The 18,559-nt window shown below is 67.3% G+C and carries 17 protein-coding genes; 10 read left to right on the forward strand and 7 right to left on the reverse strand.

Annotation, left to right across the window (positions count from 1 at the left end; genetic code table 11):
- Positions 1-131 precede the first annotated feature (131 nt).
- Positions 132-1,034, forward strand: coding sequence for a LysR family transcriptional regulator (locus tag P0W64_RS10155; protein ID WP_275479974.1), 903 nt, complete (start codon positions 132-134; stop codon positions 1,032-1,034).
- A gap of 115 nt (positions 1,035-1,149) precedes the next feature.
- On the opposite strand, the gene P0W64_RS10160 is transcribed toward P0W64_RS10155, so the two are convergent.
- Entirely contained in the window at positions 1,150-2,091 is a 942-nt protein-coding gene (locus tag P0W64_RS10160) for an alpha/beta fold hydrolase (protein WP_275479975.1), read from the reverse strand.
- A complete protein-coding gene (locus P0W64_RS10165; RefSeq protein WP_275479976.1) occupies positions 2,088-2,975 on the reverse strand; it encodes an NAD(P)H-binding protein in 888 nt (295 codons plus the stop codon). The genes P0W64_RS10160 and P0W64_RS10165 overlap by 4 nt, the downstream gene beginning before the upstream one ends.
- Positions 2,976-3,035: 60 nt before the next feature.
- Between P0W64_RS10165 and P0W64_RS10170 the strand changes: the two genes are divergently transcribed.
- From P0W64_RS10170 to P0W64_RS10185, 4 genes are all read left to right on the forward strand, one after another.
- Complete coding sequence (locus tag P0W64_RS10170) at positions 3,036-3,656, forward strand: TetR/AcrR family transcriptional regulator (protein ID WP_275479977.1); 621 nt, start codon at positions 3,036-3,038, stop codon at positions 3,654-3,656.
- A 124-nt stretch (positions 3,657-3,780) separates the two neighbouring features.
- A complete protein-coding gene (locus tag P0W64_RS10175) occupies positions 3,781-4,341 on the forward strand; it encodes a TetR/AcrR family transcriptional regulator (RefSeq protein ID WP_275479978.1) in 561 nt (186 codons plus the stop codon).
- Positions 4,342-4,433: 92 nt separating this feature from the next.
- Complete coding sequence (locus P0W64_RS10180; RefSeq protein ID WP_275479979.1) at positions 4,434-4,880, forward strand: MarR family transcriptional regulator; 447 nt, start codon at positions 4,434-4,436, stop codon at positions 4,878-4,880.
- On the forward strand, positions 4,880-6,361 hold the full coding sequence (locus tag P0W64_RS10185; RefSeq protein ID WP_275479980.1) for an MFS transporter: 1,482 nt from the start codon (positions 4,880-4,882) through the stop codon (positions 6,359-6,361). Before P0W64_RS10180 ends, P0W64_RS10185 begins: the two co-directional genes overlap by 1 nt.
- 73 nt (positions 6,362-6,434) lie before the next feature.
- Here P0W64_RS10185 and P0W64_RS10190 read toward each other — a convergent pair whose 3' ends face one another.
- On the reverse strand, positions 6,435-7,406 hold the full coding sequence (locus P0W64_RS10190) for an AraC family transcriptional regulator (protein WP_275479981.1): 972 nt from the start codon (positions 7,404-7,406) through the stop codon (positions 6,435-6,437).
- A 244-nt stretch (positions 7,407-7,650) separates the two neighbouring features.
- Between P0W64_RS10190 and P0W64_RS10195 the strand changes: the two genes are divergently transcribed.
- The 5 genes from P0W64_RS10195 (at position 7,651) to P0W64_RS10215 (ending at position 13,427) form a co-directional block, all read left to right on the forward strand.
- Entirely contained in the window at positions 7,651-8,964 is a 1,314-nt protein-coding gene (locus P0W64_RS10195) for a condensation domain-containing protein (protein WP_275479982.1), read from the forward strand.
- A gap of 149 nt (positions 8,965-9,113) precedes the next feature.
- Positions 9,114-10,523 (forward strand): lipase family protein, encoded by a 1,410-nt coding sequence (locus tag P0W64_RS10200; RefSeq protein ID WP_275479983.1) that lies wholly within the window; start codon positions 9,114-9,116, stop codon positions 10,521-10,523.
- Between the two features lie 129 nt (positions 10,524-10,652).
- Positions 10,653-11,873 carry a DUF3089 domain-containing protein gene (locus tag P0W64_RS10205; RefSeq protein WP_275479984.1) on the forward strand — a complete coding sequence of 407 codons (1,221 nt, stop codon included), beginning with the start codon at positions 10,653-10,655 and terminating at the stop codon, positions 11,871-11,873.
- 158 nt (positions 11,874-12,031) lie between these two features.
- Positions 12,032-12,982, forward strand: coding sequence for an NAD-dependent epimerase/dehydratase family protein (locus tag P0W64_RS10210; RefSeq protein ID WP_275479985.1), 951 nt, complete (start codon positions 12,032-12,034; stop codon positions 12,980-12,982).
- A 109-nt stretch (positions 12,983-13,091) separates the two neighbouring features.
- Positions 13,092-13,427, forward strand: a complete 336-nt coding sequence (locus P0W64_RS10215) for a hypothetical protein (protein ID WP_275479986.1) — start codon at positions 13,092-13,094, stop codon at positions 13,425-13,427.
- A gap of 51 nt (positions 13,428-13,478) precedes the next feature.
- Here P0W64_RS10215 and P0W64_RS10220 read toward each other — a convergent pair whose 3' ends face one another.
- The 4 genes from P0W64_RS10220 to P0W64_RS10235 are packed head-to-tail and all read right to left on the reverse strand — an operon-like array spanning position 13,479 to position 18,535.
- Positions 13,479-14,243, reverse strand: coding sequence for an SDR family oxidoreductase (locus P0W64_RS10220; RefSeq protein WP_275479987.1), 765 nt, complete (start codon positions 14,241-14,243; stop codon positions 13,479-13,481).
- Positions 14,244-14,295: 52 nt separating this feature from the next.
- Positions 14,296-16,020 (reverse strand): alpha/beta fold hydrolase, encoded by a 1,725-nt coding sequence (locus P0W64_RS10225; RefSeq protein ID WP_275479988.1) that lies wholly within the window; start codon positions 16,018-16,020, stop codon positions 14,296-14,298.
- Complete coding sequence (locus tag P0W64_RS10230) at positions 16,017-17,555, reverse strand: AMP-binding protein (RefSeq protein WP_275479989.1); 1,539 nt, start codon at positions 17,553-17,555, stop codon at positions 16,017-16,019. Before P0W64_RS10230 ends, P0W64_RS10225 begins: the two co-directional genes overlap by 4 nt.
- Positions 17,552-18,535, reverse strand: coding sequence for a phosphotriesterase-related protein (locus P0W64_RS10235; RefSeq protein ID WP_275479990.1), 984 nt, complete (start codon positions 18,533-18,535; stop codon positions 17,552-17,554). Before P0W64_RS10235 ends, P0W64_RS10230 begins: the two co-directional genes overlap by 4 nt.
- Positions 18,536-18,559 lie beyond the last annotated feature (24 nt).

The following is an 18,559-nucleotide window of genomic DNA, read 5'->3' on the forward strand; positions in this document are numbered from 1 at the left end:
CACGGTGCTCGCGCCGCACCGCACCGACAACAGGCGATTCGTGCATGCTGGATTCACTGAGACTGAACGGTCTCGGTGGGGCAAGCCATGCTGGACATCGACAACCGAGTCGCGGCGGGAGGTGAAGTACGTTGGAACTGCGGCAATTGCGGTACTTTCTGCGCGTCGCGTCGGAACTGCACTTCGGGCGGGCCGCGGAGCGGCTGAACGTGGCTCCGTCCGCCGTGAGCCAGCAGGTCGCCCGGCTGGAACGGGAGCTGGGTGTGCAGTTGCTGGATCGCTCCCGCCGGACCGTGCGGCTCACCGAAGCCGGCGAACGGTTCGTGCCACTCGCCCAGAACGTGATCGACGCACTGCGCACCGCGGTCGAGCAGATGCGGGATCTATCCGACGAGCAACAGCGCGTCGTCCGGCTGGGTACCAGCGCGGGGCTCGGCGCCAGAATCAGCGATCTGGCTGAGCGCGCTCAGCGGGCCGATCCGCCTGTCGAACTCCGTCTCGAGTACCTCCGCACCGCCGACCGGCTGGCCGCAGTCCTCGCCGGAGAACTGGACGCCGCCATAGTTCGCGGAGACAGCCGGGCCACCGGGCGGTTCGACTTCACCGAAGTGTGGCAGGACGAACTGCTGGTGGCCCTGCCGTCGGTACACCCCCTCGCTGGCGAACACGTCGTCGACCTCGCCGGTCTGGCCGACCTACCTCTGCGGATATCACCGCGGGACGATAACCCCGACCTGTATGACGCCGTCCAGCAGGCGGCTCACGCGGCCGGTTTCACTCCGCGTATCGTCGGTGATTTCGGCGGTTCACTGCATGAAGGGTTCGCCAGGCTGGCGATCGGGGCGCCGAGCTGGACAGTGTTCTTCGCGTCGCACGCGAAGACCCTCGCCATTCCCGGCATCTCTTTCCTGCCGGCGAACGTCGGCGCGCAACACAGACCGCTGCGACTGCCCGCCTATCTCGTGACCGATGCCGGACGACGACTGACCCCCGCCCTCGTAGAGCTCCTGCAGATCTGCCGCGAGTCTGCTTGATCATTCGACCATGTGAGTTACTGCCCGGGCTGGGTGGTCTATCCCGGCGAGTTCAGAGGCTCCGTTCGGCGGCGGAAGTAGAAACCGCAGTCGCGGGTGCCCGCCGACGCGACACTCACCCGACGTGTCGGCGAATCCACTCGAGTATGTGCGACGGGTCTCGCTGAAAGTAGAGGTAGCCGTCCCATCGGCGGCTGGTGTCTTCGATCCAGTACAGCTCGTTGTCGCCGCCGGCGTCCGGGAGGGCTTCGAAGACGGCCTGGACGTCGGACTGACGTGTCATACGATCCTCGCGGACCTGATAGACGAACGTCGGAATGGAGCAGCTGCTCGCGGCCGGGATCGGGGACATCTCTGCGAGCCGGAAACCTGTTCGCGCATGGGTCCGCTCATCGATCGCGTGCATGAGGTCGAGCGGGAGGTCTTCGCGTTCGAGGGCGCGTTCGAGGACCATGTGGGGAGAGAGCGGTTGGCATGCGACCAGACCCCGCACGTCGGCGAACTCCGCGGGTGCGCGCTGTATCGCGAATAGGGATGCGTTGGCGCCCAGGCAGCGGCTGAACAGGACTATGTCCGCGCCTCGGCAGTCGGGGCGGGACCGGATGTAGCGGAGCGATCCGATCACATCGCGCGATTCGAGGATGCCGCCACTGGTCACCGCGTCGTCGGCCGTGGCACTGCTGCCGAAGTTCCGTAGGTCGTAGGCGAGAACGTGGTAGCCGGCACGGTGCAGGATCGCGATGTCGGGGACGAGATCGACCTCGAAGTCGTTGCCGGTCACCGCGAACGACGAGCGCCACGGCTCCTGGTGGGCCGGCAGACCGGAGCGGCTGAAGTACCGCGGGTGGTTGACCACGACGACTGCCCGGGCGTTGTCGGCGGGCACGAACCAGCCTTTGAGCTCGATCCCGTCCTGGGACGGGAAGATGACGCTCTCGAAGGTGAGACCGTGGTCGGCGGGGGAGCGCAGGACAGGGGATCGCCGGTGGCTGACGAACGCGCCCGCGAGCCGTTCCACGGCAACGGATATCGTTGCGGCGTGGACGGATTCGTTCACAGCACCGCCGGTTTCACTACTGCCTCGGCGAACCGCCGGAAGGTGGTGGGTGTCGTGTTCTCGGCTGTCCGTGCGACCGAGAGGTCGATGCCGCGTTCCTTGGCGACGTCCATGTCGATCATCGCCTGGGCGACGGCCTCGGAGTACCCGCATCCGAGGAAGGCCTGCTTGACCGCGTCGCGGTCACCCGGTTGGAAACGGACGGGAGTGCCGAGCACCTCGGTGAGGACGGCAGCCATGTCGTCGAGTGACAGGTCTTCCGGGCCCAGCACGCCGACGGTGTCCTGGCCGGTCCAGCTGTGATCGCGAAGCAGGCGGACTGCTACGTCGGCGATGTCCGTGGTCGCCACGGTCGGCAGCTTCAGGTCCGCGGGAAGCGTGCCGGTGAGGATGCCGTTCTCGAGGCCGGCGGCCTGGTACAGAACGTTGTCCATGAAGGACGGGCAGGCCAAGGCGCGGATGTGAACGCCGGTGGAGCGGAACAGATCCTCCATCGCGAGCGACGCGGAGACGTGTCCGGCGTACGTGCCGGTGCCGCGGCCCAGGGCGGAGACGATCACGACCCGCTCCACACCGTGCCGGTGTACGGCCTCGGCGCCCGAGATACTCGCGGTCACGTATGTGTCGTAGATGCTCCGTGCGGTGCTGTCGGCCGGCATCAGCCAGAAGAGGGAGTCGGCGCCGGTCAACGCCCTGTCGAGCACCGCGGGATCGCGGTGCGATCCCGCAACGACCTCGAATCTCTCACGTGCGGCAGCGGGGACTTTGCGCGGGTCGCGGGCGATGAGACGAACGCGCTCGTCGGACTCGAGGAGTGAAGCGAGGACCCTGCTGCCGATGCGGCCGGTGGGTGCGGTGACGACGATCATGGGGTAGGACTCCATAGGGACCGGGGAGTGAATCAAGTAAACTCAACCGTACCGTTTACTTTGGGCGGAGGCAAGATGGCGCGTCGCGGCGACGTACTGAGAGAGCACATTCTGGACACGGCGAAGGAACTGTTCCTCGAGTCCGGGTTCGAGGGCACGTCCATGGACTCCGTCGCGGCGCGGGCGCAGACCTCCAAGCGCTCCTTGTATGCGCACTTCCCCACGAAGGACGCACTCTTCGGCGCGGTGATCGACCGAATCGGAGAGCTCTTCCAGGGACGGATGCAGACGCCGGATGCGTACTCGGACGTCCCGGACGAGGCTGTCGCCCTCTACTGCGCACGCCTGATGCAGATGCTGAGTTGGGAGCCGGTGGTGCAGACCTGCCGACTGGGTGTCACTGCGGCGCCGAGATTTCCCGATGCGGCACGGCGACTGCACGGCATCTTCTTCGCAGACTCGACCGCCCGCCTCGCCGAGCACCTCGCCCGGCGCTACGGCCTCGACGATGCCGGGGCCGACGTCCTCGCAGAGCGGGTCATCGGAGCGACGGTGCATCCGCACCTGCCGCGTCTGCTGTTCGGAATCGAGCGCCCCCGAACGTCTCGTCCCGAATTGCAGACGCTTGCCGACGACGAGGATCTCCCGGCGATCAGGCGGGCTGTCGACCCGTTATTGGCCACGGTTCGGCGCTGACCCGGCCGCCGCCGTCCTCCGCCGACGACGGCCGACCCCGCGGCTCGCCGGTGCGGAGGTCACCGTCGGTCGATCCGGTCGCGGATGAGCTCGCCGCCGCAGACCACGAACTCGGACGCGTTCCATGGTCTGGGGTTCTTCTCGCTCCACCGGACGGCGCGAATCGCGGAGACCGTCGGCTGAGGGGCGTCGACGACCATGGGACAAGCTCTCCGTTCGGGACATCGCGGCTCATGCAGAGGCGTCGACCACCTCGATCTACACGTTGTTCGGTGGCAAAGACGAACTCGGCGACGCCGTGCGCCGGCACGCATTGGGGCTGCTGCATCGAGCACTGCTTGCGGCACCTGCGAGTTCGGATCCGGTCGCGGATCTACTCGCGATATCGGCGGCATACCGTCGCTGGGCCATCACGGAAACCAACCTGTACCGCGTCGTCTTCGGCGGCGCCGTGACCTACGTCCCCGCCGGGGTACCGCAAGACCATGACCCGGCTGCACCCTTGGTGGACGCGATCCGGCGCGTGCGCGGCGCGGCGTTCGGCATCGAAGACGCGAATCGCGTCGGCGTCGCGGTCTGGGCGCTACTCCACGGCCTCGTCACGTTGCAGATCGACGGCACCGTGCCCGGGGATTACGTCGACACCGTCGTGCCGGGAGCGGTCCGGGCGCTCGTCAACGGATAGGTCTGCAGTTTCCGGGCCGGCTGGCAGGGGCGATTGATCGAATCGTATTGATCAGTTTAAGTTAATCAGTATAGACTGATTATATGTCGCTCATGAGCCAACCACCCGCGGTACCGGCGGACTCGGCTTTCCGCGCCGCCCTGGATCTGCGGGCGGTCACCAGCCGCCTGCGTCGGCGGATCATGGCCATCACGGACACCGACGAGCTGACCCCGGGACAGGCTTCGGTCCTGATGCGGATCGCGCGCGGCGAGGCGATGACGGCGAGCGCGCTGGCGCGGGCCGAGAGGGTGACACCGCAGTCGATGACGGTGACGGTGGCGGCGTTGCAGCGGGCCGGCTACGTCACCCGTACTGCCGACCCGGGCGACGGTCGACGGCAGCTGCTGGAGGCGACCGAGGCCGGCCGTGCCCGCGTGGACGGCGCCCTCGACGCCGGACGGGCATGGCTGGAGACGGCTCTCGCCGAGCAGTACAGCGAGGATGAGAGGCAGACGATCATCGCGGCGATGACGCTCGTGGAACGGATTCTGGGCTGATGCCGAACCCGTTCGCCGGGCGGGCGGCCCCCGGGGACCGGTTCGACCCACGACTGCTGGCCCCGATGATGCTCGGGGCGATCCTCAATCCGGTCAACTCGTCGATCATCGCCGTCGCGCTCGTCCCGATCGGCATCGCGTTGGGGGCACCCGCATCGGAGACGGCGTGGCTGGTGTCGGCGCTTTACCTGGCCACCGCGATCGGCCAGCCACTGGCCGGCCGGTTCGTCGACATCTACGGGCCGAGAAGGCTTTTCCTGATCGGCGCCGCGCTCACCGTGCTCGCGGGCGTCGTCGGCACGGTCGCGCCCGACATATGGGTGCTCGTCGCTGCGCGGGTCGTGCTCGGCTTCGGCACCTGCGCCGGATACCCGGCCGCGATGAGTCTGATCCGCCGCGAGTCCGACCGAACCGGTGTAGCGAGTCCGGCGGGGGTGCTGACCATCCTGTCGATCACGACGCAGACGATCGCCGTCGTCGGGCCGACCCTCGGCGGTCTGCTGATCGGGGTCGGTGGCTGGCGCAGCACGCTCGCCGTGAACATCGTCCTCGGCGTCGCGTGCCTCGTCCTCGGGTGGCTGTACCTGCCGAGCCAGGAGCCGGACACCACACCATCGGCGGACACACCGGGCGTGGACTCGGCCGGCATCCTGTTGTTCGCGGTCACGCTGATCGCCCTGCTGTTGTTCCTGATGACCCCCGCCCTGTCGCTGAGCTGGCTGCCGGTCCTCGCGATCGGTGCCGGTGTCGCGTTCGCCTGGTGGGAGCTCCGTCACCCGGACCCCTTCATAGACGTGCGGGTTCTCGCCGGGAACATCCCGCTGCTGGCCACCTACGCCCGGATGTTCACGGCGTCCGTGGTCTCCTACTGCTTTATCTACGGTTTCACCCAGTGGCTGGAGCAGGGCCGTGGCCTGAATCCCGCGACCGCCGGCCTGGTTCTGCTCCCCACCTTCGCGGTCGGGATCCTTGTCACCGCCCTGACCGGTCGGCGACCGCAGGTACGCGGCAAGCTGATCGCCGGTGCCGTCGCGCAGATCGTGTGCTGCGCCCTGCTGTTCGTCCTCGGCGGGTCCTCCCCGGTCTGGCTGCTGCTCATCGTGGTGATCGTGCTCGGCATCCCACAGGGGCTGGTCAACCTGGCCAATCAGAACGCCCTCTATCACCAGGCCCGCCCTGACAAGATCGGTGCCTCTGCGGGTCTGCTGCGCACCTTCATGTACCTCGGGGCCATGGTCGCCTCATCCGCAACCGGGTTCTTCTATGGGCGGAAGGCCACAACGACCGGGCTCCACCACCTGGCATGGTTCGTGATCGCCCTCGCCGCAGTCTTTCTCGCGCTGACGCTGCTCGACCGCGGGCTGGCCGGGGTCGGTACCGATGAGGCGGGCATGCGCGGCACACCGACAGCGCAGACCACTCCCGCCGCCGCGCCGGGACGGCAGATCGCGCGCGGAACCGCTGGGCGACAAGAGCTTTAGGCTCGACGCGTGCCGGTCCCGCCACGATGGGCGCGCGATCGCGCGCGGTCCGGCCCGCTGCTGCCTCGTGAGCTCACGCGGGTCCGCGGTCGGCGGTCGGCGTCGTGCCCGTCCAGGACTTGAATGCTCGGATGAACGGTGCTGCTTCCGCATAGCCGAGACGTTGGGCGACACCGCCTACCGAAACCCCCTCGGTGAGAAGTCTGGTCGCTGCTTCCCGTCTGGCCTCACTCAACAACTCGCGGAAACTCGTTCCGGCTTCCGTGAGCCGACGGCGCAGGGTACGTGAACTCATGTGCCATTCCTGGGCGACCTGGTCGATCGTGGGTACGCCTCGGTCGAACCGTGACAGCCGCTCTCGGATCCTGTCCGCGAGTGCCGCGCCGTCGCCGCGCCGCGCCGCCGCCAGGATGCCGCATTTCGCAACGCATCTCGCATGCATGGCCGGGTCCGCCTGGGGCAGCGGGGTGGCCAGCAGCTCGATCGGGAGCTCGCTGTACGTCTCCGACCGATCGAACTCGGGCTCGACGCGCCATGCCCGTGCCAACCGGCCGGCGTGAGCGGGCCGGGGTCCTGGCAAGTGGATCACCGTGGGGCGAATGCCCCCGGGCAGCAGGTCGTTCACGACCGACATCAGAGCGGTGATGTCGCGCTCGATCAGTAGATCACGTAGATCGTCCGGCAGGTACTGGTCCTGAATGCGGACCCGGAAGCGCTCCTCGTCCGCTGCCACGTCCGGTACGCAGAAGGCGAAGGTGAGATCGATGTATGTGAGCCCCAGCGTCAGGGCGTCTCCGAGCGTCGGGCTGGTGAGGCAGCCGTACCCCAGCGGACCGAACGACGTGAGACGGTACCGGCGGCCCAGGTCGAGACCGAGGCCGGTGTACTCGGGCTGGAGAGCCCGAAGGTTCCGCAGCACCGTGAGCTCCTGAAGTGCGGTCACCCCGAAGTCCGGATCGTCGAACCGATCCGCGGACAAGCCGGTATCGGCGAGGACATCGGCGACGGCGAGCCCCTGATCAATCGCGAACTGGGAGACGATCACGACGCCGTTGCCCGATCGGACGAAGTCGTAGCCGCGTGGTGACGTGCCAAGACCTGCACTTGTGCCGGTACGAGCCATACGGCACAGTAACGCAGCCCGACCACGTGTCCGAAAAGATCAATTAATTGGCCCCGTTTGTGGCCGAAAAAGTCCATCGGCGTGGCTACCATCACATCTGCGAACCGAGCCGTGACCACGGCGAAATGCCGAGGGACCGCAGCCCCGAGGGCGGTAGCGCGCAGAGATGGGACAGGCATCTGTGATCAAGACTCCGTTGAACTCGGTGGACGAAGCGATCCTGGACCTGGACGGCCCGGTCGAGCCGTGGAGTTGTCACCTGGAGATCCGGTGTGCCGGCACTCTCGACCCGCGCCGCGTCGGTGAGTCGGTCGCAGCCGCGGTCCGCCGTCATCCCCTTGCGCACGCGCGGCTGGTCCCGGCCGCGCTCACCGACACCGGCCGGTCATGGGAGATCACAGACGCCATCCCTCCCATCCCTGTGGAAGTCAGTTACTGCCGGACGGATTCCGAGGTCGCCGAGGCGAGGGCACGACTGCAGAGTGTCAGCCCGCGCCTGCAGGAGGCGCCTCCATTCCAGGTCGCTCTGGTGGCGCACCCCGACGGGGACTACCTGATGCTGAACGTCCACCACGCCGTCGGTGACGGGATGACCAGCTACAGACTCATGGTCTCGATCCTGCGCGCGTACGCCGGTCTGGACGATCCGGTTCCCGCCGTCGATCCTCTGGCCAGCCGTGACCTCGTCGCGCTCGTCGGTTCGAAATCGATCACCGAGCGCCTCCAACGCCTCACCGAGCTCGCCGGACACATCGGCGTGCACCGCAGCGCCCCGGCACGCGTGGCACCGTCCGGCGCCACGGAGCGACCGGGATACGGCTTCCACCTCATGGCGCTCGATGCCGGTGACGTACGGACGCTCGTGGCGCGCCGCACGGGCGGGTCGACGATCAACGACCTCCTCATAGCCGGTCTCGTCGCCGCGATACATCGGTGGAACGCCGACCATTGTGCCCAGAACGGCCGCATCGGCATCATGATGCCGGTCAACCTGCGCCCAGCCGCATGGCGGAACGACGTACTCGGCAACGTGGTCTCCTACGTCACCGTCTCCGTTCCGCGCGAGAGTCAAGCCGATCTCATGGACGCCGTCGGCATGGTCGTCCCACAGACCGCGCGCTTCAAGGAAGCGAGTTCTGCGGCCGCGCTCATCGACCTACTCCAGATCAATTCGAAACTGATACCCCGTCCGCTGCGGTCCAAGATCGCCCTGCTGCAGCCGCTCACCGGCGGCACGATCGTCGCGACCGCGGTTCTGTCGAATCTCGGTCGTCAGAACATGCCTGATCTGCCGGCTCCCGCCGGGCCCATCAAGCAGGCATGGTTCTCGCCTCCGGGCCACATGCCGATGGGAACCTCCGTCGGCGTCATCACTGTGGGCGACCAGCTGTTCATCACTCTTCGTTACCGACACACCCAGTTCGACAGTGCGACGGCCGCGGCGTTCGCAGAGGCGTACCGCGAGATCCTGCTGACTTGACGGCAGGAACATCACGAGCCGTTGTTCCCGGCAACTCGCCGAAGACTCGCTGCCGACCACGCCGCCACTCGACCGACCGGTATTCCGAAGGGAACCACATGTACACCGATCCGCGCTCCACCTCGAGGTCTATCGCGACGTCCGGGCGTATGAGGGGGCGCGTTCGCGCCCTGCTCGTCCTTGCGATGGTGAGCACCCTCGCGTTCTGTATCGGAGCGGTCGACGCGATCACGGTTCCCGCCACCGCTCGGGCCGAGCCTGCGCCTCCGCGGGACTCGTTCTACGACGTGCCCGCCGATCTCGCCCATCTCGACCCGGGGGCGATCGTTCGCACGCGCTCGGTGCAGGTCAAGTCACTGGGGCTGTTCCACATCAACGCCGACGCGTGGCAGATCGCCTACCGGACGTCCGGCCAGCATCGCGAGCCGGATATGGCGGTCACGACGGTCATGGTCCCGCGCGGCACCAAGCCGACGAAGCTGCTGTCGTTCCAGTCGGCGGCGGACGCGACGCTGCGCGTGTGCAACCCGTCGTACCAACTGACGAAGATGGCCCCCGCCGGCGTCGATCTGTCGACGCCGGCCGGACCGTTGCTATTCGACATCGCCCCCGACGAAGTGCTGTTCGCGGCGCTGGGACTGCGCGAGGGATGGGCCGTCACGATGCCGGATCACGGCGGGATCGAGAACCGTTTCCTCACCCCGCACCAGCCCGGCTACGCCGTCCTGGACGGGATCCGCGCCGTCGAACACTTCCGTCCCGCGAACGTGACCCGCAGCTCGCCGGTCACGATGTGGGGTTACTCCGACGGCGGAATCGTCAGTAGCTGGGCTGCCGAAGAGCAGCCGACCTACGCCCCCGAACTGACTCAGATCAAGGGAGCGGCGATGGGTGCCGTCGAGCGTGACCTCCCCGCGTCCCTCAAAGACGTGAACGGGAGCCTCATCGGCGGCTTCATCCCCATCGGTCTCGGCGCGATCGGTAAGGACTCTGCCCAGTTCGCCCGGGCGATCGACAAGTACCTCACGCCGAACGGCAAGGCGAGGGTCGACGCTACACACGACCACTGCCTGATCCAGAACATCATGTCCAACCTCTGGCTCGACTACCGCAACGACTTCTTGACCGCCCCGCTGGACACGGTGCTGGAGGATCCCGTGGTGCGCAAGGCGATCCGCGAACGCGGCATCACCGGGCGAGCCCCACGGATGCCGCTCTACGTCTACAACGGTGTGACGGACGAGATCTCACCGATCGCCGGCGAGGACAAGCTCGTCCACAGCTACTGCGCGGGCGGAACATCGGTCGTCTATCGACGTGAGCAGTTCCCGCCGAACCCGGTGCCGCAACTCAATTCGCCACACGTCGTCGTCGCGGTCACGGGAGCCGCCGCAGCATTCAACTGGGTCAAGGATCGGATGAACGGTGTTCCCGCACAGGCAGGATGCGATACGAAGACGGTGCCCGCGACGCTGCTCGATCCGGGCGCGTTGTCCACTCTCGGCGGCGCATTCGGCACCATCCTCTCGATGATCGCCGGAGCTCCGGTGAAGCCGTGAACGCCGTGCATGATCGGCGGCTGCGGAGACAGTGTCCGCCGACGGCGCCCGCGGTCGATTCCGGCGCATTCCACGGCACGGCCGTACGACAACCGACGAAGTACACAGACCAGCTCGTGAGAGGAATCCATGCGGACCGATGAGAACTGCACGTTCGCGTACGCGATCGTGTGCGCCGTTGCGGCCGTCGTGAACGTCGTGATCGCCGCGGTGACGGTACCCGCGCTGGCCCACGCGGCGCCCGGCCCATCCGCCTATTCGTCACCGGTGCCGTCACCGAGCGGCAGCACTGTCAAATGGTTGTGTCACCCCGGCATCACGGGCGACCCGTGCGATCTCCCGAACGATCGGACCGATCTCGGGACTGGAAAGCGATACCCCGCGACCCGGGTTCCCGAGACCGCTCAGAAGGTGGACTGCTTCTACGTCTACCCGACGATCACCGACAACCTCGGCTTCCAAGCGCCGGCGGAGATGACACCGCCCGTCCGGGACGTCACACGGATGCAGGCGTCCCCGTTCCAGAACCAATGCCGGATCTACGCGCCTCTGTACCGCGAGCTCACCACCTTCGGGCTGGCCCCGGCCGCGCTGACCGCACTCGCCGGCAACCGCGCGATGATGCAGACGGCGTACAACGACGTCAAGCACGCCTGGAAGGAGTTTCAGCGCACGCGCGGAAGCGGTCGCGGCTTCATGCTGATCGGGCACTCGCAGGGCACGATGATGCTGCGCAAGCTGATCCGCGAGGAGATCGACCCGAACCCCGCCGTGCGCGCCGAGATGGTCGGTGCTCTGCTCATGGGAGGCAACGTACTCACGCGTCCCGGATCCACGACCGGCGGCGACTTCCAGCACATCCCGCTATGCACGCGAAGCGCGCAGACCGGATGCGTCGTCGCCTATTCCACCGAGCTGACCGCACTGCCATCGCTGTTCGGCAACAGCACGCTCGACGCACTCAGTCTGATCATGGGCCTGCCCTTCGGTCCGCAGTATCAGGTCGCCTGCACGGACCCACGGAGACTGAGCGGCATCTACAACCCGGTGGGAATCACGCTCGTCAGCGCGCCGTACTCGCCGGGCGTGATCAGGGCGCTGCTGACGATCATGACGCTGCCGGCGCTCGAGTTCCCGACCTCGTCGTCCACATGGACGACGGGCCCCGGCCGGTACACGGTCTCGTGCGTCGATCCAGGCACCTTCCATCGCCTACGCGCTACTCCGATCAACGACCGACAACAGTTGGGTGAGGTACCCCTGTTCAACACACATCTCGGCGACATGAACCTCGGCGTCGAGTATCTGACCACCATCGTCCACGACCAGGTCGCCGCCTACCACGGGTGAGATAGAGGATCGACGCCCAGTCTGCGCGGGCCCGACTGCACGAGGCCTGCTTTGACAACGCTCCGGGCGTCCCCTAATCTCATGTAAGCAGCGCATACTTTGGGCTGCCGGAGGACCGACGTCCACCGAGAACCGCGGCAGGGGAAGGGACCACAACGATGCAGACGATCCTCGGAGCGAACGGCCAGATCGCGGTCGAACTGGCCCGAGAGCTCGGCCGGGCCCACACCGACGACCTGAGGCTCGTCAGCCGCAATCCGCGCAAGGTGAACGAGGCCGACGAGGTCGTGAGTGCCGATCTGCTCGATGCCGGACAGACCGCACGGGCGGTGGCCGGCAGCGAGATCGTGTATTTCACGGCGGGACTACCCGCCGACACGGCCCTCTGGGAAGCACGATTCCCCACCATGCTCCGCAACGCGTTGGCAGCCGCGAGGGCCGCGGGTGCGAAGTTCGCGTACTTCGACAACACCTATATGTATCCGCAGGACGACCATGTGCAGACCGAGGAGACTCCGTTCGCTCCGGTGGGACGCAAAGGCCGTGTGCGAGCGGATATGGCGACCATGGTGCTCGAGGAGACGGTACGCGGCGACGTGCCCGCCCTCATCGCGCGAGCCCCGGAGTTCTACGGTCCCGGGCGCACTCAGGGTTTCACCAACTCGCTGATCATCGACCGGATCAAGACCGGCAAGCGGCCACTCGTGCCGGTGCGCGCCGATCGTCGCCGCACCCTCATCTGGACCCCTGACGCCAGCCGCGCACTCGCCACTCTCGGGAACACACCTGACGCCTACGGCCAGACCTGGCACCTTCCTGTCGATGACGACCGTCCCACCTACCGGGAGTTCGCCTCGATGGCGACCGCCGCGTTCGGTGCCGCCGACCGATACACAGTCGTGCCCGAGTGGGCGCTGATAGCGAGCGGGATCTTCGACGCGCAGGCACGCGAGATCCGGGAGTTGCTCGCACGCTACCGATACGACAACCTGTTCGACGCCTCGAAGTTCGCCGAGCGCTTCCCGGACTTCGAGGTCACCACCTACCGAGCGGGGCTCGACAGCATCCGTGTCGAGGCCGACGCCGATGCCGCGGCGGCGGAGTCCTAGCAACGAAGACCGGACGATGCGCCGCCGTAGCCCGGCCCAGTCGCATCTCCGCCCCCTCGCTCGCCCGTGCGCGTCTCACACGGAGGCCGGATCGCGCATCATGGGAGGCATGCGAGCATTCGGCATCCCGCTGCCTCAACCGTGGCGTTCGACGGTCGCGTTCGGCGAACCGCACGTCACGCCCGACGGCACGACGATCATCACTGTGTCGCGTGTGCGTGGTCGGCCGGATGCAGACGCCGCCGGGACCGTCACCACGGCCATCGGTGTGTACACCATTCGTGACGGGGCTGTCGCTTGGACGCCTGCGGTGGATGTGGATCGGATCGCTTCGATCGGCATCGCAACGGGATTCGTCGCCGCGTTGCTCGGCACTGCCGCGGTGGTGCGGCGACCACCCTGGCCGGCACTCACCGGAACCATCACGGTCGTGCGGAACCGGTAGGACCCCGGCCCACAAGGCCGAGCGTGATGCCTGATCTCGCCTGGCACAGGCTCAGCTGGTGAGCAGGCCGCCTTCGACGGGAAGGACGGTACCTGTGATGTAGCTGCCGGCGTCACTCGCGAGGAGTATCAGGGCCGCGGCGAGCTCGTCCGGGTCGCCGATCCGCCCCACCAGGGTCCGGGGCAGGATGACGTTCTCGATGTAGTCCGGGGCGAACTGGTCGCTCATCTCGGAGGCGAAGAACCCGGGGGCGATGGCGTTGACCCGGATGCCCTTGCGGCCCGTCCACTGTTGGGCGAGGTCGCGGGTCAACCCGACCACGCCGGCTTTGCTGGAGGCGTATGCGGCCTGCGGTAGCCCTGCTGTCGTCAAGCCGAGGACGCTCGAGATGTTGATGATCGAGCTTCCGGGGCGCATCACGTGCGCGCATGCCTGCGCCATCCAGTAGGTTCCGGCGAGGTTGATGTCGACGACCGATCGGAACTGCTCGGGCGTCTCCTTCAACGCCGGCACGGCGGTTCCGACGCCGGCGTTGTTCACCAGGACGTCGAGCCGTCCGAACTCTGCAATCGCTGCTTGCGCTACAGATGCGCAGGCATCGGGATCGGTCACGTCGCACGGCACGGCGTGTGCGCGTCTGCCGGTGGACTCGACGAGTGAGCAGGTGTCGGTCAAGCGGTCGGCTCGGCGGGCCGCGAGTACGACGTCGGCGCCCGCCTCCGCCAGCGCGGTGGCGAAGCGTACTCCCAGGCCGCTGGAGGCCCCGGTGACGACGGCGACGCGGCCGTCCATGCGGAATCGATCGAGGATGCTCATTTCTTCCCTTCGTGTCGATGTCGATGCTCGCGTCGGGTGCGAGCCACCGTGGTCACGATGCGACCCGCCGGACGTAGGTTCCGGGTGCGTCGCCGAGTACCGGGTATGCGTCGTCGCCGAGGTGCGCCGGTGCTGTCGTGGTATCCGGTGATACCGAGGTGAGCCAGGCGTTCCAGTGATCCCACCAGGGTCCCGCGTGCAGTTCGGATCGGCCGAGCCACTCGTCGGCGTCGACGCCGAGGGCGGGCACCGATGTGCGGTACGACGCGCGTTCGGCGCCCGGCCCCCGAGCGATGGCGGCGGCATGTCCGCCGGTCGCGAGGACGAAATCAGCGGTCTCGCCGATCATCGCCACCGTTCGGTAGCAGTCCCGCCACGGTGAGATGTGGTCCGTCGATGCGCCGAGGACGTAGGTGGGCACGGAGATGGCCGAGACATCGATGGGCGTGTCCCGGATGCGCGCGCGTCCTGGAACGACGAATGGGTTGTCGAGCGCGATCTCCAGCAGATCGGCGCCGAACGCCGCGGCCAGGTCGGTCTGGTCGGCGGCCCAGTAGAGCAGGTCGTGTTTCGGGGCTGCACGGCCGAGCAGGTAGCGGTGCACGAACGCGTTCCAGATCCCGTCGACGGGGCGCATCACGGCGAATGAGCGCGCCGTGTCTGCCGCATCGAATCGACCACTCCGCCTTGATTTCTCGATCGCCCGCCGCGCGCGCCCTCGATCGAGGCTCGCTGACCCCGCCGGTCCGGCCGAGAAGTCGGTCACGGCGATCGCGATGGACAGCGTGGCCATGAGTTGTTGCCGGCCGACCGCCGCCAGATAGGCCGCCGCGATCAGTGTGATCTGCCCGCCTCCGCATAACCCGATCGGGTGGCACGAATCGGTGCCTGCGATCCGGCACGCCGTCTCCATCGCCTCGATGAGCGCGGCGATGTAATCGTCGAATCCAACGTCTGCGTGCGAGGCGTCCGGGTTGACCCAGGAGATGACGAACACCCGCCTGCCGGCCCGCAGCTCCGCCCGGATGAGGGAGCGGTCGGGGGCGAGATCCAGCAGATAGAACTTGTTGACGGGGGAGGCGATGAACACCGTCGGGACCGCGTCCACCTTCTCCGTCGTCGGCGTGTACTGGAGCAGTTCGTACAAGCGCTCTCGGCGTACCACTGCGCCGGGGGTGGCCGCGATGGTCTCGCCGATGCGGAATGCCGAGCGATCCACCGCCGCAGGTAGCTTGCTGGGAGTCCGCCAGTCGTCGAGGACGTATCGGCTCCCGCGTAGGAAGTTGCTGCCCCCGGTGTCCAGGACCTCTTTCCACACCTCAGGGTTGACCAGCGGGTTGTTCGTCGGAGCTGCCGCAGCAAGTAGATTGTCTACGGACTGTCTCAGCTGTTCCCTTGTGCGCCAGTCGGTGTCGAGGTCGTCGAGGATCGTCATCACCGCGTCGCAGGTGGTCAGGTATCCGGCGGCGAGACGCCGGAAGAAAGGGTTGCCCTGCCAGGCTCGATCGGTGAACCTGCTGTCGCGGCCCACCCGGTCCGGGGCGCCGCCGACGGTCGCCGTGACCAGACCTCCGGGGAGCCGGGCGAGGGTGCGCACGACGGGCGCGGGGTGCCGCACGGCCGCGGACGTGGCGCGTCGCATCGCCCCAAGAGGCAGCAGTGCGCCGAGTCCGCCGAACAACGCCGAAGCTGCGAACACTTCGATACCGCCCCCGGCGGGTGTGTTCTCGGCCGCGGTCTCCCGGCTCGCCGGGGACACGGGTGTGCCTGTGTTCATCGCAGCGGTTCCCCCCACTCCACGGAGGCGCGCAGGCGCGCCTTGAGCAATTTCCCGCCGGCGTTGCGCGGCAGCGGGCCGTCCGTGATCACGAGGTACTGCGGCACTTTGAAATCCGCGAGCATCGCTCGACAGTGCTCGACCACTGCGCCGGTGTCCGGGATCTCCTCGCCTCCGAAGACCACGGCGCCCACCTTCTCGCCCATCACGTCGTCCGGCACGGCGAGCACCGCGGCCTCGAGTACGCCGGGCGCAGCGACCAGTGCCGATTCCACTTCGATGCTGGAGATGTTCTCGCCGCCACGGATGATGATGTCCTTCGTGCGGTCGACGATGCGAACCCGCCCCGCGTCGTCGACCCGGACGATATCGCCTGTGCGAAGCCAACCTTCGGTGTCGATGGCCTCTCGGGTGGCCTCCGGACGGTTCCAGTACGCAGAGGTGATGTTCGGGCCGCGCGCGACGAGCTCACCAAGCGTGGGATCTGCGGGGTCGTGCGGGACGACGCCGAGGTCGACGGTCGGCACCGCGTAGCCCACCGAATCCGCGTGTTCGACCGCGTCGGTGTGTGGAAGCACGGTCATCAACGAGGCGGTCTCGGTCATGCCGTACCCGTTGAAGACCTCCGCCGTGGGGAAGCCCTCCTGTATGGCCTTCACCAGGCTCGGCGCGATGGGCGCGCCACCGTAGCCGACCCACTGCACGCTGGAGCGGTCCACGTCCTCGAATCCGGGTGTGCGCAACAGTAGGGCGTACACGGCGGGCACGGTGACGAGGAAGCTGATGCGTTCCTCGACGAGCGCTGTGAGCAGACCCTCGCGGTCGAGAGCAGGCATGATGACCGCTGCGCCACCGAAGAGATGGACGAACAGCAGCTGCGAATTGCACCCGGTCACGTGGAACAACGGGACCGAGATGAGGGTGCGTAGACCTCGCCCGATGTCGAATGGTGTGCCGATGGTGCGGGCCATCGTCATCGCGTTGCTCAGGAAGGCCAGATGCTCGGTGGGTACCCCCTTGGGGCTCCCGGTGGTACCCGATGTGTAGAACATGCCCGCCGTGTCGGATGCCGTGAGCCCGTCTACGACGAACGGATCGCCGTCGGGTAGCGGATCGTCGGCGGCGAGGTCGATGCGCGTCCCCGAATCCGCGAGGACGAACTCGACCTCTGGTTGCGCCGAGCGCGTATTCACTGCGACGACGACGCCCCCCGCCATGATCGTCCCGTAGAAGGCGAGAACCCAGTTCACGCCGGCGGCATAGCGAATCGCCACGCGGTCCCCCCGTGCGAGTCCGCGCGCCCGAAGGCCGCCGGCCACTCGCGCGGACCGGTCCCACAACTGGCGGTAGGTGAGTCGCTCACCGCCCAGCTCGACGACGGCTTCCGCCTCGGGATCGACGTCGACGCGCGCATGGAGCGCGGCGATCAACGTGTCGGGGAGCCCCTCGTAGCAGGTGCGGCCACGACTGTCGACTCGGGTGTCGTTGCGTGAGAAGGGATTGTGCTCGCGTCCGACGGGGATGATATCGGTCATCGGTGTGCTCCTGAGAAGTAGATGCGCGGGTTTTCGACGAGCATCGTGGTGATCTGGTCGTCGGAGACGCCGCGTTCGCGCAAGGCGGGAAGGACGTCGTCGCTGACATGGGTGAAACGCCACCGGGGTAATGCGGCCTTGCGTAGCGCCTCCGGATAGAAGTCGCTGTAACAGGACGCGTCGTGCGCGAGGACCATCTTCTCGGCGTAGCCGAGCGCAGCGAGCGTGGCGACCGTGGCGACGCGGTCCTCGAACGGGCAGAAGGCGTCGATCCCGAACCTGTCCATCCCGAGAATCGCCCCCGCGTCCGCGAGCTTGCGGAGGTAGTCGATGTCCGTGCTGTCCCCACTGTGGGCGATGACGACCTTGGACAGGTCGACCCCTTCCTCCCCGAGCACCCGCTCGACGATCAACCCGGTCTCGTCGTGCGCGTGTGTATGCACTGTGATCGGCGTTCCGGTCTCGACGTGCGCTTGTGCCACGGCGCGCATCACCCGCTCGACGTCGGGGGTGAGACCGTGTTCGTCGATCGCACACTTGAGCAGCCCCGCCTTCACGTCGGTGTCGGCTATGCCTTCCCGGATGTCCTTCACGAAGAGCTCGGTCATCGGGTCGACCGGGGTATCGAATATCCGCCCGGGGCCGGTGAAGTGGAACTGGATCGGCGCATCGCTGTACGTGTACACGCCGGTGGCGACCACGATGTTCAGGTCGACCTGCTCGTTGATGCGCTGGATCCGCGGGATGTACCGCCCCAGGCCGATGACCGTCGGGTCGACGATGGAGGTGATCCCCCGCGCCACCATGTCGGTGAGCTGCTGGACAGCGTCGGCGACGCGTACCTCTTCGTCCCAGGGATCCGGGTACTGAGGATAGTTCTGCCGGATCTCCGTCCCCAGGGTGAAGACGTGCTCGTGCATGAGCACACGCCCCAATGCGTCGACGTCGATGGGGCCTCGGACCGTCTCAACTGTGGGCATGTGGTGTGGCAACCCTTCGGTAGG

This window comes from Tsukamurella sp. 8F, from assembly GCF_029167375.1.
Taxonomy (GTDB): domain Bacteria; phylum Actinomycetota; class Actinomycetes; order Mycobacteriales; family Mycobacteriaceae; genus Tsukamurella.